Annotated in this window: 18 protein-coding genes and 2 tRNA genes; 8 read left to right on the top strand and 12 right to left on the bottom strand. The window is 67.3% G+C overall.

Going from position 1 to position 18,501, the window contains the following annotated elements; all coding sequences use genetic code 11:
* Position 1 precedes the first annotated feature (1 nt).
* Positions 2-394, top strand: coding sequence for a holo-ACP synthase (locus tag M4D77_RS06320; protein ID WP_055474732.1), 393 nt, complete (start codon positions 2-4; stop codon positions 392-394).
* 13 nt (positions 395-407) lie between these two features.
* On the opposite strand, the gene M4D77_RS06325 is transcribed toward M4D77_RS06320, so the two are convergent.
* Both M4D77_RS06325 and bcp read right to left on the bottom strand, forming a co-directional pair.
* Positions 408-1,034, bottom strand: coding sequence for a TetR family transcriptional regulator (locus M4D77_RS06325; RefSeq protein WP_055474733.1), 627 nt, complete (start codon positions 1,032-1,034; stop codon positions 408-410).
* Between the two features lie 10 nt (positions 1,035-1,044).
* Positions 1,045-1,521 (bottom strand): thioredoxin-dependent thiol peroxidase, encoded by a 477-nt coding sequence (gene bcp / locus M4D77_RS06330; protein WP_259935793.1) that lies wholly within the window; start codon positions 1,519-1,521, stop codon positions 1,045-1,047.
* A 150-nt stretch (positions 1,522-1,671) separates the two neighbouring features.
* Here bcp and M4D77_RS06335 point away from each other — a divergent pair, with 150 nt between their 5' ends.
* From M4D77_RS06335 to M4D77_RS06345, 3 genes are all read left to right on the top strand, one after another.
* Positions 1,672-1,896, top strand: coding sequence for a DUF3618 domain-containing protein (locus tag M4D77_RS06335; RefSeq protein WP_058250014.1), 225 nt, complete (start codon positions 1,672-1,674; stop codon positions 1,894-1,896).
* 127 nt (positions 1,897-2,023) lie between these two features.
* Positions 2,024-2,096 (top strand) — tRNA-Lys (locus M4D77_RS06340).
* Positions 2,097-2,409: 313 nt separating this feature from the next.
* Positions 2,410-3,420: an Ig-like domain-containing protein gene (locus M4D77_RS06345; RefSeq protein WP_259935814.1), complete on the top strand. Its 1,011-nt coding sequence runs from the start codon at positions 2,410-2,412 to the stop codon at positions 3,418-3,420.
* A 57-nt stretch (positions 3,421-3,477) separates the two neighbouring features.
* Here the strand turns inward: M4D77_RS06345 and M4D77_RS06350 are convergent, their stop codons facing one another.
* The 3 genes from M4D77_RS06350 to M4D77_RS06360 form a co-directional block, all read right to left on the bottom strand.
* The gene (locus M4D77_RS06350; RefSeq protein WP_137809295.1) at positions 3,478-5,529 is read right to left on the bottom strand and encodes a neutral/alkaline ceramidase; all 2,052 of its coding nucleotides are present in this window, start codon (positions 5,527-5,529) and stop codon (positions 3,478-3,480) included.
* A 303-nt stretch (positions 5,530-5,832) separates the two neighbouring features.
* Entirely contained in the window at positions 5,833-7,128 is a 1,296-nt protein-coding gene (locus M4D77_RS06355) for an RNA polymerase sigma factor (protein WP_259935794.1), read from the bottom strand.
* Positions 7,129-7,131: 3 nt separating this feature from the next.
* Entirely contained in the window at positions 7,132-7,476 is a 345-nt protein-coding gene (locus M4D77_RS06360; protein ID WP_137809297.1) for a YciI family protein, read from the bottom strand.
* A 209-nt stretch (positions 7,477-7,685) separates the two neighbouring features.
* Here M4D77_RS06360 and M4D77_RS06365 point away from each other — a divergent pair, with 209 nt between their 5' ends.
* Both M4D77_RS06365 and M4D77_RS06370 read left to right on the top strand, forming a co-directional pair.
* Positions 7,686-8,279 carry a hypothetical protein gene (locus M4D77_RS06365; RefSeq protein ID WP_259935795.1) on the top strand — a complete coding sequence of 198 codons (594 nt, stop codon included), beginning with the start codon at positions 7,686-7,688 and terminating at the stop codon, positions 8,277-8,279.
* A gap of 134 nt (positions 8,280-8,413) precedes the next feature.
* Complete coding sequence (locus M4D77_RS06370; protein ID WP_137809299.1) at positions 8,414-8,638, top strand: hypothetical protein; 225 nt, start codon at positions 8,414-8,416, stop codon at positions 8,636-8,638.
* Positions 8,639-8,865: 227 nt separating this feature from the next.
* Here the strand turns inward: M4D77_RS06370 and M4D77_RS06375 are convergent.
* Positions 8,866-8,938, bottom strand: a tRNA-His gene (locus M4D77_RS06375).
* A 102-nt stretch (positions 8,939-9,040) separates the two neighbouring features.
* Positions 9,041-9,640 (bottom strand): oligoribonuclease, encoded by a 600-nt coding sequence (orn, locus tag M4D77_RS06380; protein WP_259935796.1) that lies wholly within the window; start codon positions 9,638-9,640, stop codon positions 9,041-9,043.
* Between the two features lie 62 nt (positions 9,641-9,702).
* Here orn and M4D77_RS06385 point away from each other — a divergent pair, with 62 nt between their 5' ends.
* Positions 9,703-11,259: a helicase HerA-like domain-containing protein gene (locus tag M4D77_RS06385; RefSeq protein WP_396266537.1), complete on the top strand. Its 1,557-nt coding sequence runs from the start codon at positions 9,703-9,705 to the stop codon at positions 11,257-11,259.
* An 18-nt stretch (positions 11,260-11,277) separates the two neighbouring features.
* Here the strand turns inward: M4D77_RS06385 and cmrA are convergent, their stop codons facing one another.
* The 3 genes from cmrA to M4D77_RS06400 all read right to left on the bottom strand — a co-directional run bounded on the left by cmrA (position 11,278) and on the right by M4D77_RS06400 (position 14,811).
* Positions 11,278-12,084: a mycolate reductase gene (gene cmrA, locus M4D77_RS06390; RefSeq protein WP_259935798.1), complete on the bottom strand. Its 807-nt coding sequence runs from the start codon at positions 12,082-12,084 to the stop codon at positions 11,278-11,280.
* Between the two features lie 41 nt (positions 12,085-12,125).
* Entirely contained in the window at positions 12,126-14,189 is a 2,064-nt protein-coding gene (locus M4D77_RS06395) for an NADPH-dependent 2,4-dienoyl-CoA reductase (protein WP_137809303.1), read from the bottom strand.
* A gap of 73 nt (positions 14,190-14,262) precedes the next feature.
* Positions 14,263-14,811, bottom strand: coding sequence for a PadR family transcriptional regulator (locus M4D77_RS06400; RefSeq protein WP_137809304.1), 549 nt, complete (start codon positions 14,809-14,811; stop codon positions 14,263-14,265).
* Between the two features lie 137 nt (positions 14,812-14,948).
* Between M4D77_RS06400 and M4D77_RS06405 the strand changes: the two genes are divergently transcribed.
* Positions 14,949-16,268: a uracil-xanthine permease family protein gene (locus M4D77_RS06405; protein WP_137809305.1), complete on the top strand. Its 1,320-nt coding sequence runs from the start codon at positions 14,949-14,951 to the stop codon at positions 16,266-16,268.
* 145 nt (positions 16,269-16,413) lie between these two features.
* Here M4D77_RS06405 and M4D77_RS06410 read toward each other — a convergent pair whose 3' ends face one another.
* Positions 16,414-18,105: a hypothetical protein gene (locus M4D77_RS06410; protein WP_259935799.1), complete on the bottom strand. Its 1,692-nt coding sequence runs from the start codon at positions 18,103-18,105 to the stop codon at positions 16,414-16,416.
* A complete protein-coding gene (locus tag M4D77_RS06415) occupies positions 18,105-18,467 on the bottom strand; it encodes a hypothetical protein (protein WP_259935800.1) in 363 nt (120 codons plus the stop codon). The genes M4D77_RS06410 and M4D77_RS06415 overlap by 1 nt, the downstream gene beginning before the upstream one ends.
* Positions 18,468-18,501: the final 34 nt, after the last annotated feature.

An 18,501-nucleotide genomic window follows, 5' to 3' on the forward strand; every position in this document is an offset into this window, starting at 1 on the left:
GATGAGCGTTCTCGGTGTGGGAATCGACATCGTGTCGATCCCGGAGTTCGGCGAGCAGCTCCGGCAGCCGGGTACGACGTTCGCCGACCGGTTCACGGTCGGCGAGCGTCGGGACTCGGCCGCCGGGACCGGCGACGACGCCCGGCATCTGGCCGCCCGCTGGGCGGCCAAGGAGGCGGTCGTGAAGGCGTGGTCGGTGAGCCGCTTCTCGCGGTCGCCGCTGCTGCCGCTGATCCGGCACAGCGACATCGAGGTCGTGACCGACACGTGGGGCCGTCCGGCCATCCGTCTGTCGGGCGAGATCGGCGAGCATCTGCGCGACACGACCGTGCATGTGTCGCTGACCCACGACGGGGACACCGCTGCGGCGGTGGCCATCCTCGAGGGCAGGTAGCCCCGCGCGGCTCTCAGACCGTCGTCGACTCCTCGAGCAGCAGATAGCCCGCGAGCATCCGCTTGAGTTCGGCGACGGTCTCGTCGTGGTCGTGGCCGTCCTGTACGGAGAAGCTCAGGAGCGAGTAGGCCGTGTGAACGAGCACCTGGGACATCATCTCGCGGCGTTCGCGCTGCGACGGCGTGAGCGGCGCGATGATCCGCGCGACCTGTTCGGCGAGCACCCGTTCGTTCAGCGACGCCGTGGCGCGGGTCGCCGGTGTCGACTGGACGGCCAGCCACACCGCCCGCCGCGACGGGTCGGTGCGCCACAGGGCCGCCAGGTGATCGAGGAACTTCTCGAGCAGGCTCGGCCACTCCAGGGACGGCACCTCGGAGGAGAACGCGGTGAGTTCCTCGCGGACGTCGACGGTGTCCTGGCGGTCCAGCTCGCACACGATGACGTACTTGTTCGCGAAGTACTGGTAGAGCGTGCCGATGGGGACCTCGGCCCGGGTCGCGATCTCTTCGCAGGTCAGCGATTCGAACCCGACGTCGATCAACAGCTCGCGTGCTGCTTCGAGCATCGCCTGGAACTTGCGCTTGCTGCGCTCCTGGGTGGGCCGCTTGCGCGGCACCAGCGGTTCGGCGGACTCGGGCATCGGGGTCGGCTCAGACGGACAGGTCGCGACGCAGCTTGGCGACGTGTCCGGTGGCCCGGACGTTGTACTGCGCGAGTTCAATCGTGCCGTCGGCGTCGACCAGGAACGTCGACCGGATGACGCCGGTGACGGTCTTGCCGTACATCTTCTTCTCCCCGAATGCGCCCCACTCGGTGAGCACCTTCTTCTCCGGGTCGCTGAGCAACGGGAACGTCAGGCCCTCGGTCTCGACGAACTTCGCCAGCTTCGCGGGCTTGTCGGGGGAGATGCCGAGGACCGCGATCCCGGCCTCGTTCAGCTCGCCGAGGTTGTCGCGGAAATCGCACGCCTGCTTGGTGCACCCCGGGGTGGCCGCCGCGGGATAGAAGTAGACGACGACCTTGCGGCCGGCGTAGTCCGACAACGAGACCGGGTCGCCGTTCGCGTCGGGCAGCGTGAACGACGGCGCCGTGTCGCCCACGGACAGTCGGGTGGTGGTCTCAGCCATGAGAGCCAGGCTAGTGCATGGCGACATGCCCGGATGCCGGGATGTCGTAGCATCGAGACGCTGCCATCTGGCGGTTCGTCCCCGGCGCCGAGAGGTCGTGCGGCGGCCGGGAAGTGAGAAGACCAACGAGAAGCGCCGGAAGGATGCAACGTGGCCGGAGATACCGAACGTATCGAGCAGGACATCGCCAAGGCCCGTGAGGACCTCGCCAGTACGCTCGACGCGCTGGCCGAGCGCGCCAACCCCCAGCGGCTCGCCGACGACGCCAAGTCGAAGGCTCTCGCGACACTGCAGACGCCTGCGGTGAAGTACGCACTCGCCGGGGTCGGCGCCCTGGTCCTGCTCGTCGTCGTCCGCAAGGTCGCCTCGCGATGACCCGCTGATCCAGCAATCGGCGGCGCGACCTCGTCCGCACGGGCCCGTCGAACGGCAGAAGCCGCTCCGACCAGGCGATTTCACTTCTGCCGCGGGGGTCCTGTAAGGTTCCATCTCGCACCGCCAAGCGCCATTAGCTCAATTGGCAGAGCAGCTGACTCTTAATCAGCGGGTTCGGGGTTCGAGTCCCTGATGGCGCACAGAGTACTCAAGACGCCTCGCATCGAGCGAGGCGTCTTGTGGCGTCTCAGACGGTTTCGACCGCGGCCGGTGGTCGATGAACGGCAGATGAACGTTCGGCGTTTCGGGTGCGCAACACGCCGCTCGAATGGATGACGGCCGAAGCGTTCGGTCCGATTTCTCGTACACTGGTCCGCGACATCGGGGTTCGGAATGTCCGTTTCGGATTCGGGGTGTGCAGTGTTCTCAAGGTTGCGAGGCAGCGTGACCGACCGGTTCGGGGTCGGGGCGTCGACAGGCGGGAGTGAGATGGGGATCGGTCGTACTCGGCGGATGCCGCTGATCATCAGCGGTGTGATGTTGGCAATCGTCGCGCTGGTGACGTCGTGCACGCAGGAGGCGTCGTACTCCGACAACGTCAGCAGTTCGAGTCTCTTCGACGATCTGCTCAAGCCGGGTCTCGAAATCACCGAGTGGGCCGAACGTCCCCTGAACGACAACGCCGTCGGCGTGCAGCCGGGTGCGCCCATCAAGGTGAAGACCAGTGAGGGCACCATCAGCCGGGTGCTGATCAAGAAGTCCGACGGCACCCCCGTCAAGGGCACCCTCGCCGACAACGACACGGTGTGGGTCAGCAACGAGGCCCTGGGCTACAACCGCACCTACACCCTGGAGACCGACGCGGTGGGCATCGGTGGTGCGGTCACCAAGAAGGTCACCTTCACCACGAGCAGCCCCAACAACCTGACGCAGGCGTATCTGACACCGAGTCCCGGCGAGACCGTCGGTATCGGACAGCCGGTCGCGGTGAAGTTCGACGAGCCGATCGCGGATCGTCGTGCGGCGCAGCGCGCCATCCGGATCACCACCGACCCTCCGGTCGAAGGGGCCTTCTACTGGATCAGCCCGAGCGAGGTGCGGTGGCGGCCGGCGGAGTACTGGAAGCCGGGCACCAAGGTGCGGGTCGCGGTCAACACCTACGGCATCTACCTGGTCTCGGACAAGCACGACCACATCATCATGGACTCATCGACGTACGGCGTGCCGGTCAATTCGTCGAACGGTTACCGCACCCCGGTCGACTACGCGACCCGGATGTCCTACAGCGGCATCTTCTTCCACTCCGCACCATGGTCGGTGTGGGCGCAGGGCAACACCAATACGAGTCACGGTTGTCTGAACCTGAGCCCGGAGAACGCGCTGTGGGTCATGGAGAACACCCTCCGCGGCGACCCGGTCATCGTGAAGAACACCACAGGCGGAACGTTGTCGGGCACCGATGGTCTCGGCGACTGGAACATCCCGTGGTCGGTGTGGCGCAAGGGCAACGCCGACAACGCCTGACGCTCAGCACGCCTTCGGACGCCACCGAACCGCACCGCGGTCGGTGGCGTCCGTGCGTCAGCGGGACCCGATGCGGAACGTGCGACTCGTCCCGGAGACGGGCCTCGTCGACCCGTTCGCATCGCGGCTGTCCCCGAAGTAGCGGATGCGGTGCATCCCGGACGCGTCCGTCGGCGACCGCCAGGTGATCGTGATCCGCGACGTGTCGGTGCTGCCGGCCGGGCGCGCCCACCGGAACTCCGTGGACCAGTCGTTGTCGTCGGCGACCGTCGTCCACTCGCTGCCGGTACGCCGCTGCACCTCGAGATAGGTCCGGCCGTGCCGGAAGTCGTTGTTGGGATGCGCGCCGACGAACTGCACGGTCACGGTCGAACCGGCGCGGTACGTGGCGTCGGGTTCACGCAGGACGTCGCCGTAGCGTCGGCCCGGTATCGGACGGTCGGCGGGGACCGGGGGCACCAGGTCGGGTTGCAGTGCGGACTTGTCGACCGGCGCCGGACCACGGCCGATCCGGCGTCCGGACGACATGGCCGCGGCGAGTGCGGCGAACTCTTGCAGGTAGGCGGGCAGGGTGTATCGCCCGAATTGAGTCTCGCCGCCTTCGTAGTGCTGCAGGTCGTATTCCTCGGGCGTCGTGACGTACTGGGTGTAGGCGTTCGCGAACCCCTGCACGAGGACGTTGTCGACGTCGGTCCGCAGTTCGCCGGCGACCACTTGACGCAGCCGCAGACCCGCGACGATGGTGACCTCGGCGGGTACGGCGACGAGCACGAGTTCGCCGATGCGCATGAGCTGCAGCGGCACCACCGACGGGATCCAGCCCGAGGGCGGCAGCAGACCGAGCGGGAACGCGATCAGCTTGGGCGCCTGCATGTCTCGCATCCACGGCGCGATCGGTGGGACGCGGTCTCCGCCGAGCGCGGTGACGAGGGGATTGGTCATGCCCTCGACGAGGAAGGGGAGCGGTTTCTCGTAGTTGTCCTCGCTGCTGGTGGCCACCGCGCCGGCGCCCATCATCGCGGGGGTGGTCGACGCCGGTCGGCCGTCGGGTGTGTAGGTACCGGAGATCCGGACCGCCGACATGTCGACGTACCGCACGATGGAGTCGACGCCGCCCCGGGTCATCGGACGGGCCGCCTCGAAGCCTCGCCGTCCGGCGATGTACTGACGCTCGCCGATGAGTTCGCAGTTGCGTCTGTTGTCCGATGTCGGTCCGCGCGGATCGAACTGCGCGAGTGCGAGGTTCGGCGTCATGTCGCCGGAGTTGGTCTGCGGGAAGGCGGCCACGAACCCGGGCTGGGTGCGCTCCCACAGGTGGCTCGCGTAACCTTTGTTGTCGCCGGCGATGAGGACGTTGCGGTCGGTGAGAGACGTGCCGTGTGTCGGGAACCAGGTGATGGCACCGACATCCCGGCCGCCGGAGGTGTCGTGCTGCCGCAGTCGTAGCACCGTGACCTGAGGGTCGATCGCATCGGGGAAGTGCCGCTTGTCTGCCGACGGGTTCGCGTCGAAGGCGACCCGGGATCGATTCCGGCTGGCGTTGTGCAATTCCTCGCGGCCGATCGTGACGCTGCCGGGCGCGAGATTCTCGTGCGCGCGAACGATCGCGGCGAACATGCCGTCGATCTCGGCGTCGTAGGAGTTCTTCTTGAACCCGAACGCGGCGAGCGAATACGCGTAGTCCCAGGACGTGCCGCCGCAGGAGGCGTGCGTGTGCTGTGCGTTCAGATTCACGTTCGATTCGGTGTACAAGGAGCCGAATCGGTTGCGCAGCTTGGCCATCAGGCCCATGTGGTGCGACTGGAACAGGCACGCGAGGTCGGCGGTCAGGAAGACGACGCGCCGCCCGGTGGCGGGATCGACGATGATGTAGGCCCGCGCCCAGCAACGCTGCAGGAGCCCGGCCGCGACCTGCTCGGGATTCGAATACCCCATCATGCCCTGGCCGGCGACCGCGCCGGTGACATCTCCGATGCCGCAGCCGACGAGGTAACTCGTCGACCCCGGGGGCGACGCGCCGGCCGGGGCGGCGGACAGGCCGGACCCGAGCCCGGCCGCGGCGGCGGTCGCCGCGGCACCGGCCATCAACTGTCTGCGCGTGAGGTCCACGTGCCGTCCTTCCGGGCGTAGGACGACACCGGCAGACGTGCGATGTCATCGCGGCACACACCCTGACGGCGCGGCCGTGTGGTCGAGATCAGTTCAGGCGTCGAACTCAGTCGTTGTCGTCGCCGCCCGGGATCCCGATGATGAACCCGATCCCGATGATGATGCACGAGATCAGGGCAACGGCAGGCATGACCCAGTAGGAAGGCATGTGGTGAACGTTACTGCGAGGCATGCCCATGCGCCCGGCTTCGAGGACTTTCGGGGACGAAGGTCCCCGGTGGTGTCGAGGCCGAAGTCTGCCGGTCAGACATCCAGCCCGGACAGGGCGTCGGCGAGATAGTCGTCCTCGGCGCCGTTGCCGGGTAGTTCGAGCGCGCGGCGGTACGCGATCGCCGTGCCGCGGTCGTCGCCCAGTTCGCTCAGCGTGAGGGCGCGGGCGATGTGAAAGGGCCGGAACCGGTCGAGCTGTGTGTCCGACTGCAACTGATCGAGCATCGCGATACCGCGCGCCGGGCCGTACGCGCGTCCGACGGCGACTGCGCGACCGACGCGCACCACGGGTCCGGGATCGTGCACTTCGAGTAGTCGGTACAGGACGGCGATCTGGGCCCAGTCGGTCTCGTCCGGGGTGGCTGCCTCGGCGTGCACGGCCGCGATCGCCGCCTGGATCGTGTACAGACCGGCGTCTGGTTGTGCCGCAGCGTGTTCGGCGAGCGCGATGCCCTCGGCGACGAGGGTCCGGTCCCAGAGCCGGCGATCCTGGTCATCCAGCGGAACCGGTCGGCCGTCGGAGTCGAGCCGAGCCGGCCGGCGGGACTGGGTGAGCAACAGAAGGGCGAGCAGTCCGGTCGTCTCGGCGTTGGGGAGCAGTGCGCGCAAGGTCCGAGCGAGGGCGACGGCCTCGTCGGTGAGGTCGTCGCGGATGTGCGCGTCACCGGTCGAGCGCGCGAACCCCTCGGAGAACAGCAGGTAGATGACCCGCAGGACCCCGCCGAGTCGACGGGGGAGGTCGCCCTCGCGCGGCGGCGCGAACGGAACACCCAGCGCGCCGATCCGTCTCTTGGCGCGCACGATTCGCTGCTGGGTCGTCGGTACCGGGATCAGCAGCGCATGCGCGACCTCCGCGGTGGTCAGCCCGGCGACGAACCGAAGGGTGAGCGCGATCCGGTCCTCGGCGCGGAGCACGGGATGGGTGCAGGCGAAGAACATGCCGAGGCGTTCATCGGGCAACCCCGGTGGCGGTGCCTCAGCCGGGTCTGCGAACTCCGCAGGCGTGGAGGCACGTTCGGTCTCGGTGTGCAGCCGGGCCAGTTTCCCGTCGAGGACGGACTCACGCCGCACCACGTCGAGCGCCTTGCGTTTGGCCGTCGTCGTCAGCCATGCCTCCGGTGAATCCGGGACTCCGGTACGCGACCAGGTGATCAGGGCCTGCGCGATCGCGTCCTGCAACGCGTCCTCCGCGAGGTCGAGATCGCCGAACTTCTTCGTGAGCGTGGCGAGTACACGAGAACGGACGTCGCGATCGACGGCCGACACCGCCCGGCGGGCCACGGACCCTGCGGAATCCGTGGCCGCCGAACGGTGTGAATTGTTCGTCATCACTCAGTACGGTGCGAGCGGCCGAATCTCGACATGGCCGCCGGGTGCCGAACCGGGGCTGCGGCGGGCCCACTCGATCGCCTCGTCGACATCGGCGACGTCGATGACATAGACCCCGCCGACGAACTCCCGGACTTCCGCGAACGGCCCGGACGACGCGACCACCCGCTCGCCGCTGTCGTCGGTGTGCACCACCGCGCGCTCGTCCTCCAGCGCGAAGGAGTTGACGACGACGCCGGCCTTGGTGATCTCCTCGTCGAAGGCGAAGAACTCTTCGGGGCTGGCGCCACCGTCCTCACCACATGCCGGATCGTTGACATGTCCCATGAGCAGCAATGCGTACTTCATCGTTCCTCCAGTTCTCGGCCGGCGGCATGCGGTACCGACTGCGATGTGCGTACCGATGCGGCCACAATGTCGAACCGGATCGGTCCGACACCATGGTGACGTACGGCGATTCCGGATATCGACAGCGCTGCGAAAAGAGATTCGGGACATGAGACGTAGCGCGCGAACGACGTCAACGACATGGTCCTGTGGGAGCAGACAAACGCCGAATGAGATTGACGAACAACTCGGTCGAGGAACCCACACCGGGCGACGGCGCGGACTACGATCCACAGATCGACACCGCAGCCGACGACGCACCGCCCACCCTTCCGCCCCCGGGCGAGCCGTCCTCTACTCATTCCGGAGGCGCCCCGCTCGGCGGCCCCACCCACGAAGACGCCGCCCAACTCGAACAGGTGCTCAACGACGACTTCGAGTTCGATCTGACCGGCGATGAGCTAGAAGCGGTCAGACGCTGGCAGCGTACGGACCGCTTCTACCAGCGCGTACAGATGCGGATGCGCGAACAACTTGGGGAGTTCGACGACGACGAAGCCGATCACGTTATGGACGTACTCGGTGACATCCTCGACCGCCACCCGCTACCAGACGACGTCGTCCTGTGGCGCGGTGTCCGAAACGCCGGGGCCATGTTCGGAAGATCAACCGCCAACCTGCACGATTTCATCGGGCGGACAATCCCGCCAGGTGCGTTCATCGCGACGAGCACGTCCCGCGCAGAAGCCATGGGGTTCACGGACCCCGGCAGCGCCCCGGTGCTCCTGCGAGTGCTAGCCACACGAGGAACACGAGCCCTGTGAGTGCCACCGGTGGGCCACCCGGAGCTTGCGAATCAGCGAGAACTCCTGCTTGGAGCGTCCGCGCTGTACATTGTGGGAGTACAGGCCACTGAAGAAGGACTGACCGAAGTGACCGTGGAAGTGAGGTGAGCGTGATGTCCAACGAACGACTCTGGGACGATTCCGCGTTCACCCCTGTCGGACGAACCCCGCAGCCTCCCGCCTCACTGGACGCGCTCCTCGCCGACCTCGGCCTGGGACGCGCCGACGAGCGCGAACGCCGCCACGCTCTGAGTGACTGGCTCGCGAACCATGAACCGTCGAAGCGCCTCGTCCGAAGTTTCGAGCGTCGCGGGTACGGCGACCTCATAAGCGGCTGAGACCTTCTCCCACGCGCGCAACCCAGCGGGTGCGTGCGTCGAACGTCGATGTTGGGGATACCGTGCGGCAGCTACGGCGGCCATCACCCAGACGCTGGTCCACCGGGTGCCGGGAATCTTAGAACCAGGCCCACGTGTGGTGTCATCCGGATCGCTCTGATGCACGACGTGTTGCATCACGGCCACGAAAAAGCCCCGCCTGCGGATCGCAGACGGGGCTCCGTCGGGGTGGATGACGGGACTCGAACCCGCGACAGCCAGGATCACAACCTGGTGCTCTACCAACTGAACTACATCCACCATCGGCGTCGGAAACCTGGGCGTCAGCGCCGGGTCTCAGAGCCATCAACACTCTAGCGGGTCGGTGCCGCAGAACTCCAATCGGTTACCCCACCTGCGTGTTCATGCGGGGCCGAGGTCTTTGACGATCCCGGCGAGGGCATCGGTGTCCGGGCCGGGGGCGGGCACGAACGCCGCGGCCCGGTAGTAGCGGAGTTCCCGGATCGACTCGCGGATGTCCGCGAGGGCCCGGTGCGCGAGCCCCTTCTCGGGCTGGCCGAAATAGACCTTGGGGTACCAGCGCCGGCACAGCTCCTTGATCGAGCTGACGTCGACCATGCGGTAGTGCAGGTAGGCGTCGAGTTCGGGCATGTCTCGCGTGATGAAACCACGGTCGGTACCGATCGAGTTGCCCGCGAGGGGGACCGCGCCGGCGGTGGTCACATGCTTGCGGATGTAGTCGAGCACCAGCTTCTCGGCTTCGGCGAGGGTGACGGTGGACGCCCGCACCTCCTCGGTGAGACCCGAGGCCGCATGCATCTTGGTCACCACGTCGGGCATCGACGCCAGCGCCTCGTCGTCGGCGTGGATCACGACGTCGACGCCGTCGCCGAGGATGTTGAGGTCGCCGTCGGTCACCAGGGCCGCGATCTCGATGAGTTTGTCCGACTCGAGTCGGAGTCCGGTCATCTCGCAGTCGATCCACACCAGTTTGTCCTGCACCCGACAACCTTAGCCAACCTCGCGCGCGAATCCGCGGGACATCGGCCCCCGAGGTCTATCGTGTGCTCGTGACCGAAGCCTCCAGTCCGGCGCAGCACATCGCCGCCGGATACGCGTTCAGCACCGCCGCACTCGAACTGGGCGCCGTCTCGGTGGCGGGGCAGGTGGATCCCGCGGCGAAGGTCCGAATCCCGCTGTCGATGATGAACCGGCACGGTCTCGTCGCCGGCGCGACCGGGACGGGAAAGACCAAGACGCTGCAGCTCATCGCCGAGCAACTGTCGAGCAACGGCGTTCCTGTCGTCATGGCCGACATCAAGGGCGACCTGTCCGGACTCAGCCGAGCGGGCGTGGGCAACGACAAGATCGCCGAACGCTCCCACCAGACCGGCGACGACTGGCAACCGGCAGCGCACCCGGTCGAGTTCGTCTCGCTGGGTTCGGAGGGAATCGGGGTACCGATCCGTGCGACCATCACCTCGTTCGGGCCGATCCTGCTCAGTAAGGTGTTGGGGCTCAACGCCACCCAGGAGTCGACGCTGGGCCTCATCTTCCACTGGGCGGACAAGAAGGCCTTGCCGCTTCTCGATCTGAAGGATCTGCGGTCGGTCATCGCCTTCCTCACCAGCGACGATGGCAAGACCGAACTGAAGGGGATCGGCGGGGTGTCGCGGCAGACCGCCGGCGTGATCCTGCGGGCGCTGTCGAATCTCGAGGCCGACGGCGGTGACACGTTCTTCGGCGAACCCGAGATCGATCCCGCCGACCTCATCCGGACGGCGCCCGACGGACGCGGCATCATCACGTTGTTCGAGCTCGGTACCCAGGCGGCCCGCCCCGCGCTCTTCTCGACCTTCCTCATGTGGATTTTGGCCGATCTGTTCGAATTTATGCCGGAGGTGGGCGACCTCGACAAACCAAAGCTGGTCTTCATCTTCGACGAATCGCATCTGCTGTTCGACGATGCGTCGAAAGCCTTTGTGGACCAGGTCGTCCAGACGGTGAAACTGATCCGGTCAAAGGGCGTCGGCGTGTTCTTCTGCTCCCAGCTGCCGACGGACATCCCGAAAGAAGTGTTGTCCCAGCTGGGTGCCCGGATCCAGCACGCGCTGCGGGCCTTCACCCCTGACGACCAGAAGGCGCTGCGTACGACGGTCAAGACCTACCCAGTGTCGGAGGTCTACGACCTCGAGCAGGTGCTGACCTCTCTCGGTACGGGCGAGGCGGTCGTGACCGTGCTGTCCGAGCGCGGTGCGCCGACCCCGGTCGCGTGGACGGTGGTCCGAGCGCCCCGGTCGGCGATGGAGGCCATCGGCGCCGACGCCGTCACCTCGGCGGCGAAAGCCGGGCCGTTGTACGCGAAGTACGGCACGCCCATCGACCGCGAGTCGGCGTACGAGATCCTGGCCGCGAACACCCTCGCACCGGGGGAGCCCGCCGACGCACCGGCACCCGTGCCGCCGACGCCCGCCCCGGAGCCGATGCCGGAGGAGCCGGGGCTCCTGACCGAGGTGCTCACGAGCAAGCCGATGCAGAGTTTCCTGCGATCGGCGGCGAGCGCGGCCGGACGTGAGTTCAGTCGCGCGATCTTCGGCACGGGGCGTCGCCGGCGGCGCTGAACGGCGCCCAGGCGATACCTACTCCGCGCTGAACTTGCGGTAGAACCCACCGACGATCGGGGCCACCACCCCGCGCGGTGTGTACCCGCCGGCCACCGACATAGCCTTGGACAGGGTGCCGGGCACGACGCGCATCTTGTTGTGCGCCAACGCGTCCAGACTCATCTCGGCGACCTTGGCCGAGGAGTGCCACAGGAAGTCCGGGACGACCTTGTCGACGATGGACGCCTCGTCCGGGGTGGGAGTGTGCGTGCGGACCGGGCCGGGCGCGAGCAGGGTGACATGCACGCCCTGCCCGGACACCTCGCCGCGCAGGGACTCGCTGAAGCTGTTCACGAAGGCTTTCGATGCCGCGTACGTCGCGTTGTTGGGAATCGGCATGTTTCCGGCGGCCGACCCGACCATCAGGATGCCGCCCGAGCCGCGCCTGACCATCTGCGGGAGCACCGCCAGAGTGAGGTCGTGGACGGCGTTGACGTTGAGGCGGACCTGCGCGCGTTCGTAGTCGGCGTCGAGGTCGGCGACCGGTCCGAAGGTCGCGATGCCCGCGTTGTTGCAGAGGATCGAGATCTCGCGGCCCGCGAACTCGGCGGCGAGCACTTCCACCTTCGTCGGGTCCGACAGGTCGACCGCGCGGACCTCGACCGAGACCTCGTGTGCCGTGCGGAGTTCGCCGGCGAGTTCCTCGAGAAGGTCGCCCCGGCGGGCGACGAGGATGACCGAATGACCCCGGGCGGCCAGCGCGCGTGCGAGTTCCCGCCCGATCCCGGACGAGGCCCCGGTGACGACGGCACGGGCGGTGGCGGAGGGCGGCGGTACCGGCATGTCGCAATGGTAGCCGCCGCCTCTCGCGCCGAGGCCGAGCGTCAGTCGATGCCGGCGGCGACCTCGGTGCCCTGCCGGATCGCGCGCTTGGCGTCGAGCTCGCCGGCGTAATCGGCCCCGCCGATCACATGCGTCGTGACCCCGGCCAGCGTCAACGGATCGACCAGATCGCGTACCGACTCCTGGCCCGCGCAGATCACCACGTTGTCGACCTCGAGCACGCGGGTGTCGGTGACGTTGCCCTCGTCGTCGCGGAAGCTCAGATGCAGCCCCTGGTCGTCGATCTTGTCGTAGGTGGCGCCGCTGATCTGCTCGACACCCTTCATCTTCATCGTCGCGCGATGGACCCATCCGGTGGTCTTGCCGAGGGACTTGCCCTGCTTACCGACCTTGCGCTGGACCAGGTAGACCTGACGCACCGGCGGAAGCGGCCGCGGCTTGGTGACGAAGCCGGGCTTCTCCGGATCCTCCGTCACGCCCCATTCCTGTTCCCACTCTTTGAGATTCATCGTCGGCGACTCGTCGGTGGTGAGGAACTCGCTGACGTCGAAACCGATGCCGCCGGCACCGATCACGGCCACGCGCTTGCCGATCTCCCGATGTCCGAGCACGGCGTCGGCGTACGACATCGCCATCGGGTGATCGACGCCGGGGAAGCTCGGGATGCGCGGCACGACGCCGGTCGCGACGATCACGTCGTCGAACTTCTCGGCGATGATCTGCTCGGCGTCGGCGCGGGTGTTCAGCCGGACCTCTATACCGAGCACCTCGATCTGACGGGTGAAGTAGCGGATCGTCTCGCTGAACTCCTCCTTGCCGGGAATGCGTGCGGCGATGGAGAACTGGCCGCCGATGGAGTCGCCGCCCTCGAACAGGGTGACCTTGTGGCCGCGCTTGGCGCCGGCGACGGCGGCCGACAGGCCGGCCGGGCCCGCGCCGATCACGGCGAGGCGCTTGGCCTTTCGCGTCGGACCCAGGATGAGCGTGGTCTCGCGTCCCGCGATCGGGTTCACCAGGCACGACACGTGTTTGCCGACGAAGGCGTGGTCGAGGCAGGCCTGGTTGCAGCCGATGCAGGTGTTGATCTCGTCGGAGCGACCCTCGCGGGCCTTGTTCGCCAGGTGGGGATCGGCGAGGAACGGCCGGGCCATCTGGATGGCGTCGACGCGTCCGTTCGCGAGGATCTCCTCGCCGAGTTCCGGGGTGTTGATGCGGTTGGCCGCGATCAGCGGGATCGAGACCTCGTCGCGGAGCCGTTCGGTGAACTTCACGAACGCGCCGCGCGGCACCGAGGTGACGATGGTGGGAACCTGGGCCTCATGCCAGCCGATGTCGGTGTTGATGGCGTCGACGCCGTACTGCTCGGCCTTGCGAGCCATCAGCGCGACCTCGTCCCAGGTCTGTCCCTTGCGGATCAGGTCGGCGATCGACTGACGCAGGATCACCGGGTAGTCGCGGGGGACCTGACGGCGGATCTCCTTGATGACCTCGACCAGGAAACGCTGGCGGTTCTCGGTGTTGCCGCCCCATTTGTCGGTGCGGTCGTTGGTGTGGGGGCAGAGGAACTGGTTGATGAGGTAGCCCTCGCCGCCCATGATCTCGATGGCGTCGTAGCCGGCCTTGCGTGCCAGCTTGGCGGACTGCCCGAACGACCTGATGACGTGGCGGATGATCGGCTCGGTCATCTTCAGATGCTTGAAGGGGTGGATCGGCGACGGATCGGTGCCGGGAGCGACCTTGAACGGCGTGTATCCGTAGCGGCCGGCGTGGATCAGCTGCATCGCGATCTTGCCGCCCTCGTCGTGCACGGCCTTGGTCACGCGCTTGTGGCGGGTCATGTCGACGACGTTGGTCATCTTGCCGCCGGCGAAGGCGAGCAAACCCGTCCGGCTGGTGCCGAAGCCGCCGGTGATGATCAGTCCCGCACCGCCTTTGGCGCGTTCGGCGAAGTACGCGGCCAGCTTGTCGGTGTCCCAGAACCGGTCCTCGAGACCGGTGTGCATCGAACCCATGACCAGTCGGTTCTCGATGGTCATGCCGCCGATCTGCAGGGGCGTGAACAGGTGCGGATAGTGCTGGTTCGGTTGTGCCGTCGGGGCTGACATGGCGCGACCTTTCATCTCGGTGAACCTGGGTGGACGGATTGGCGGTATCGAAGGTGTTGCGGGACTGGCGAACTCAGCTCTGGGTCAATTCCCGTTCGAGTCCGTGGATGACCTCGTCGCACCATTCGATGTATCCCTGCTCCTGGCGGATACCGCCGCGGAGGACGAGGTACTGGTGCAGCTTGCGGCCGGTGAGCGTGTCGGGATCGGGGTAGTAGTCGGCCTGGAAGCCGGTGTAGAGCTTCAGTTGCGCGAGGTGCTCGTCGCGGTGGGCCTTGAGTTCGCCGATGATGGCGGCGAGGTCGCCGAACTCCGCGGCCCGCAGCTTCACGCCGATGTCGCTGCGGAGCGGTTGCAGTGGGGTCGGACTCATCGCCCAGTCGGCCAGGGCGTCGCGCCCGGCATCGGAGATCGTGTAGACCTTCTTGTCCGGACGACCGTCCTGGCTGATCGACTCGACGCTGACCAGTTCGTCGTCGAGGAGCTTCTTCAGCGTCCGGTAGATCTGCTGGTGCGTGGCTGACCAGAAGTAGCCGATGCTGCGGTCGAATTGTTGACCGATCTCATAGCCCGTTCCCGGTCGCTCGGCCAGCGACACCAGAATCGCGTGTTCGAGCGCCATGAGAGCAAGCTAACACTGCAACAACGCACTATGCAACAAGGTGTATATGAGTCGAGTTGCATATGCCGTCCGTGCAGCATCGGCGGAGGAGACCCGAAGTGAGGCGTCGTCAGCATCCGTGCCGCACACTGTTCGGCATGGGTGAACCGGAGACGAGGTCTCGGAATCTGCTGTCCTGGAAGCTGACCGACAACGCGGTCGTGGCACCGGAGGAACGGCTGACCTGGCCTCGGACGGTCAGCATCGGCCTGCAACACGTGGTCGCCATGTTCGGCGCGACCTTCCTCGTCCCGGTGCTGACCGGGTTCCCACCGTCGACGACGCTGTTCTTCTCCGGCGTCGGCACGATCCTGTTCCTGCTGATCACCCGCAACCGCCTGCCCAGTTACCTGGGTTCGAGTTTCGCCATCATCGCGCCGGTGACGGCCGCCGTCGCCTCCGACGGGGCGTCGTCGGCGCTCGGCGGGCTCGTGGCGGTCGGCGCTCTGCTCGTCGTCATCGGGCTCATCAGTCATTTCGCGGGTGTGCGATGGATCGAGACCCTGATGCCACCCGTCGTGACCGGCGCGATCGTTGCGTTGATCGGGCTCAATCTGGCGCCGGCGGCCAAGAACAACTTCGTCGCCGATCCCGTCCTGGCGACGATCGTGCTGGTGCTGCTGGTGGCCTCCGCGGTGCTGTTCCGCGGGCTGCTCGGTCGCCTGGCGATCTTCCTGAGCGTCGTGGCCGGATATGTCCTCGCGCTGATCCTCGACCGGATCGACAGCGACAACGACTACATCGACACCTCCGCCATCGGCGACGCTGCCTGGATCGGACTGCCCGACTTCCAGACGCCCACGTTCGACCTGGGTGTCCTGCCGTTGTTCCTGCCCGTGGTGCTGGTGCTCGTCGTCGAGAACATCGGCCACGTGAAGTCGGTCGCGATGATGACCGGCAAGGACTACGACGCGACCATGGGTCGGGCGCTGGCCGCGGACGGCGTGGCCACGATGCTGGCCGGCAGCGGCGGTGGGTCGGCCACGACGACCTACGCCGAGAACATCGGTGTGATGTCGGCGACCAAGGTGTACTCGACGGCGGCCTACTGGGTGGCCGGCGGCGCGGCGATCCTGCTCGGACTGTCGCCCAAGGTCGGCGCCGTGATCGCCGCGATCCCCCCTGGCGTGCTCGGCGGTGTCACGACCGCGCTCTACGGTCTGGTCGGTGTCATCGGCGTCCAGATCTGGGTGACCAACAAGGTCGACTTCTCCAAGCCGATCAACCAGTTCACCGCGGCGATCCCACTCATCATCGGCATTGCCGACTACACCTGGCAGGTCGGCGACCTCGTGTTCGCCGGCATCTCGCTGGGCTCGGTCGCGGCACTGGTCATCTATCACTCCATGCGCCTCATCGGCGGGTGGCGGGGGACGGTGGACGTCGGCCGGACGGGCACTCACCACGGCGACGCATAGGTGTCCGACCGACGAACCTCAACTCGACTGATGGACTTCGATCGAGGTCCAGGAGTCGAGTTGAGGTTCGCAGGTGGACGGTCGCGAGGGGACCGGGATGGAACAGACGACTACTCGGAAGCCTGGCGTGTGTTCGAGTCGCGGCTCACCACGGCAGCCGTAGCGGGATGTCGGGAATCGGCCCCGGCAGGTCGATGTCCCCGTCGGCGCGATCGTTGACGAGATAGAGCCACCACAGGGGAGCGGGTGCGCCGACCGGTGGCGGGAGTTCGGCGACGTCGGGCTTGCGAGGGACGTAGAGGTCGGGTTCGGCGCCGACGATGACCTTCACCATGTTCTGGAAGGCCGTGGATTCCGTGTCGTTCCAATAAGCACCGTGGGTGACCAGACCCCCGTCGACTGTGCGCTCGTCGAGCTCGACTGTGCCGGTGTCGAGCCTGATCACGCCGGGCGCGGTGTCGGGGTCGTGGCCATGAGGGTTCCCGGGAAAGGACTGGACGTAGTGGATCGGGTCGCCCGGGAAGGTCAGCGAGTATCGATCCACGCCGTCGGGATGCGGGGTGTCGTAGATTCCGGTGCCCGCCGACGACGCGTAGATGACGCGGTCGGGCGCGAGACCGAGTTGTTCGGCCGAGCCCACGACCGACCCGCCGTAGCTGTGACCGATGTAGGTGGTGGTCGCACCGGGTGCGAGGTGCGCGATCTCGGCGTCGAGTTCTGCTCCGAACAGCGCCAGGCGGTGCGCCATGGCTGCGGCAAAGCTCGGACTCGCCGCCGAGCGGAGGTCGGGCGGGAGGTCGCCGTCGAGGTAGAGGAAGACCGGACCGCCGGTGCGTGCCGCGAGTTCGGTTGCGGCCGTGCGGTTGTGGCCGGCAGCGGTGTCGAGGTTCGTGCCGGTCCCGGGCACGTAGGTCGCCGTGTTCGGGGTGTCGGGCCGCAACGATCCGATCATCTCGACCAGGCGTCCGCGTGGAGTGTTGACGAAGGTGATGAAGGTTCGCTCGACGAGTCCGTCGTCACCGCGGGGTGTCTCGCCGGCCATGGTGTCGGGGATGGGCGCGAGCAGTCCGCGCAGGGTCCGAGCTCGACGGCCGTGCGCGCGGCCGGCCGCTACCTCGTCGAGAAGTGCATTGCGGATGTTGATCTCGTTGGCCTGGGCGCGGATCGCGAACGGCACGCCCGGTAAGTTTCCGACGACGTGTGGGTTCGCCTGCATCAGGCGTCGCAGGTCGTCGGAACTCATCTGTTCGATGACGTCGCGGACCTGGGTCGGCGTGAGCGTCTCCAGCATGCGGACGGCCTGGTCCGGGTCCATCTCGGCGCCGCCGGGCAGCGTGACGTCGGGTTGACCCGCCGTCATCGACGCGAGGTCGGCCGCGAAGGTCTCGAGTCGTGCACCGTAGCGCTCGTCGAGGGCGTCGACGGTGTCGAGCGCCTCGGCGATGGATTCCGCGAGAAGGGCGGCCTGGCCGTCGAATTCGTGCTCTGGATGTGTCACCTCGCCGTCGTCGAAGACGGTGAAGCCCAGCCCCTCGGCTCCCCGGACGACACCAAGGGCGAAGTCGCGGGCGTAGCCGAGGTCGGCGGCGGCATCGGAGGCCTCGTCGGCGATCATCTGCACCACGTTGCGGACCTCGCCGGCATGATCGTGTTCCGCCCAGATGGCTTGGTGCGCAGCATCATGCGTGGCACCCGACCACCTCGAGGCGTTGTCGAAGGCACGCATTGCGCGACCGATGCCGGTGTCGATGCGCTCGGCGAGCGTCGAGGCAGCGGACCCGGCGACGGCGATCGACTGCGGATCCCACGCGCGCAACTGCGAGAGGGTGGGTCGCATCAGCGGTTCCGAAGCGAGCGGAACCGGGTGCCCGACCGCGCGTCGGCGTCTGCCGTCGTCGCGTCGAACGCCCGCAGCATCTGGCTCATCGTCATCAGGCGTTCACCGATGGAGTCCACCGCCAGCCGTGCGGGTCCGATCGTGGCGGCGAGGGCACGCACGACGCGACTCGAGGGTCCGAGCGCCGCTCCGACGGCCTCGACATCCGCGGCGTGGATCGCGATCGCGGCGGCCCGCCAGGTGCGCGCGATGCCCTCGACCTCGGTGGGATCGACACCGAACAGCGATGCTTCTGAACCCTTCTGGTCTCGTCGACCAGATGAGAGGGGCGGAAAACCGGACAGAGAGCGGGGGAGCGTCATGATCCTCCAGGGAGTCGCGACCCACCGAGGTGTG

Source organism: Gordonia sp. p3-SID1431, from assembly GCF_025143765.1.
Classification (GTDB): domain Bacteria; phylum Actinomycetota; class Actinomycetes; order Mycobacteriales; family Mycobacteriaceae; genus Gordonia; species Gordonia hongkongensis.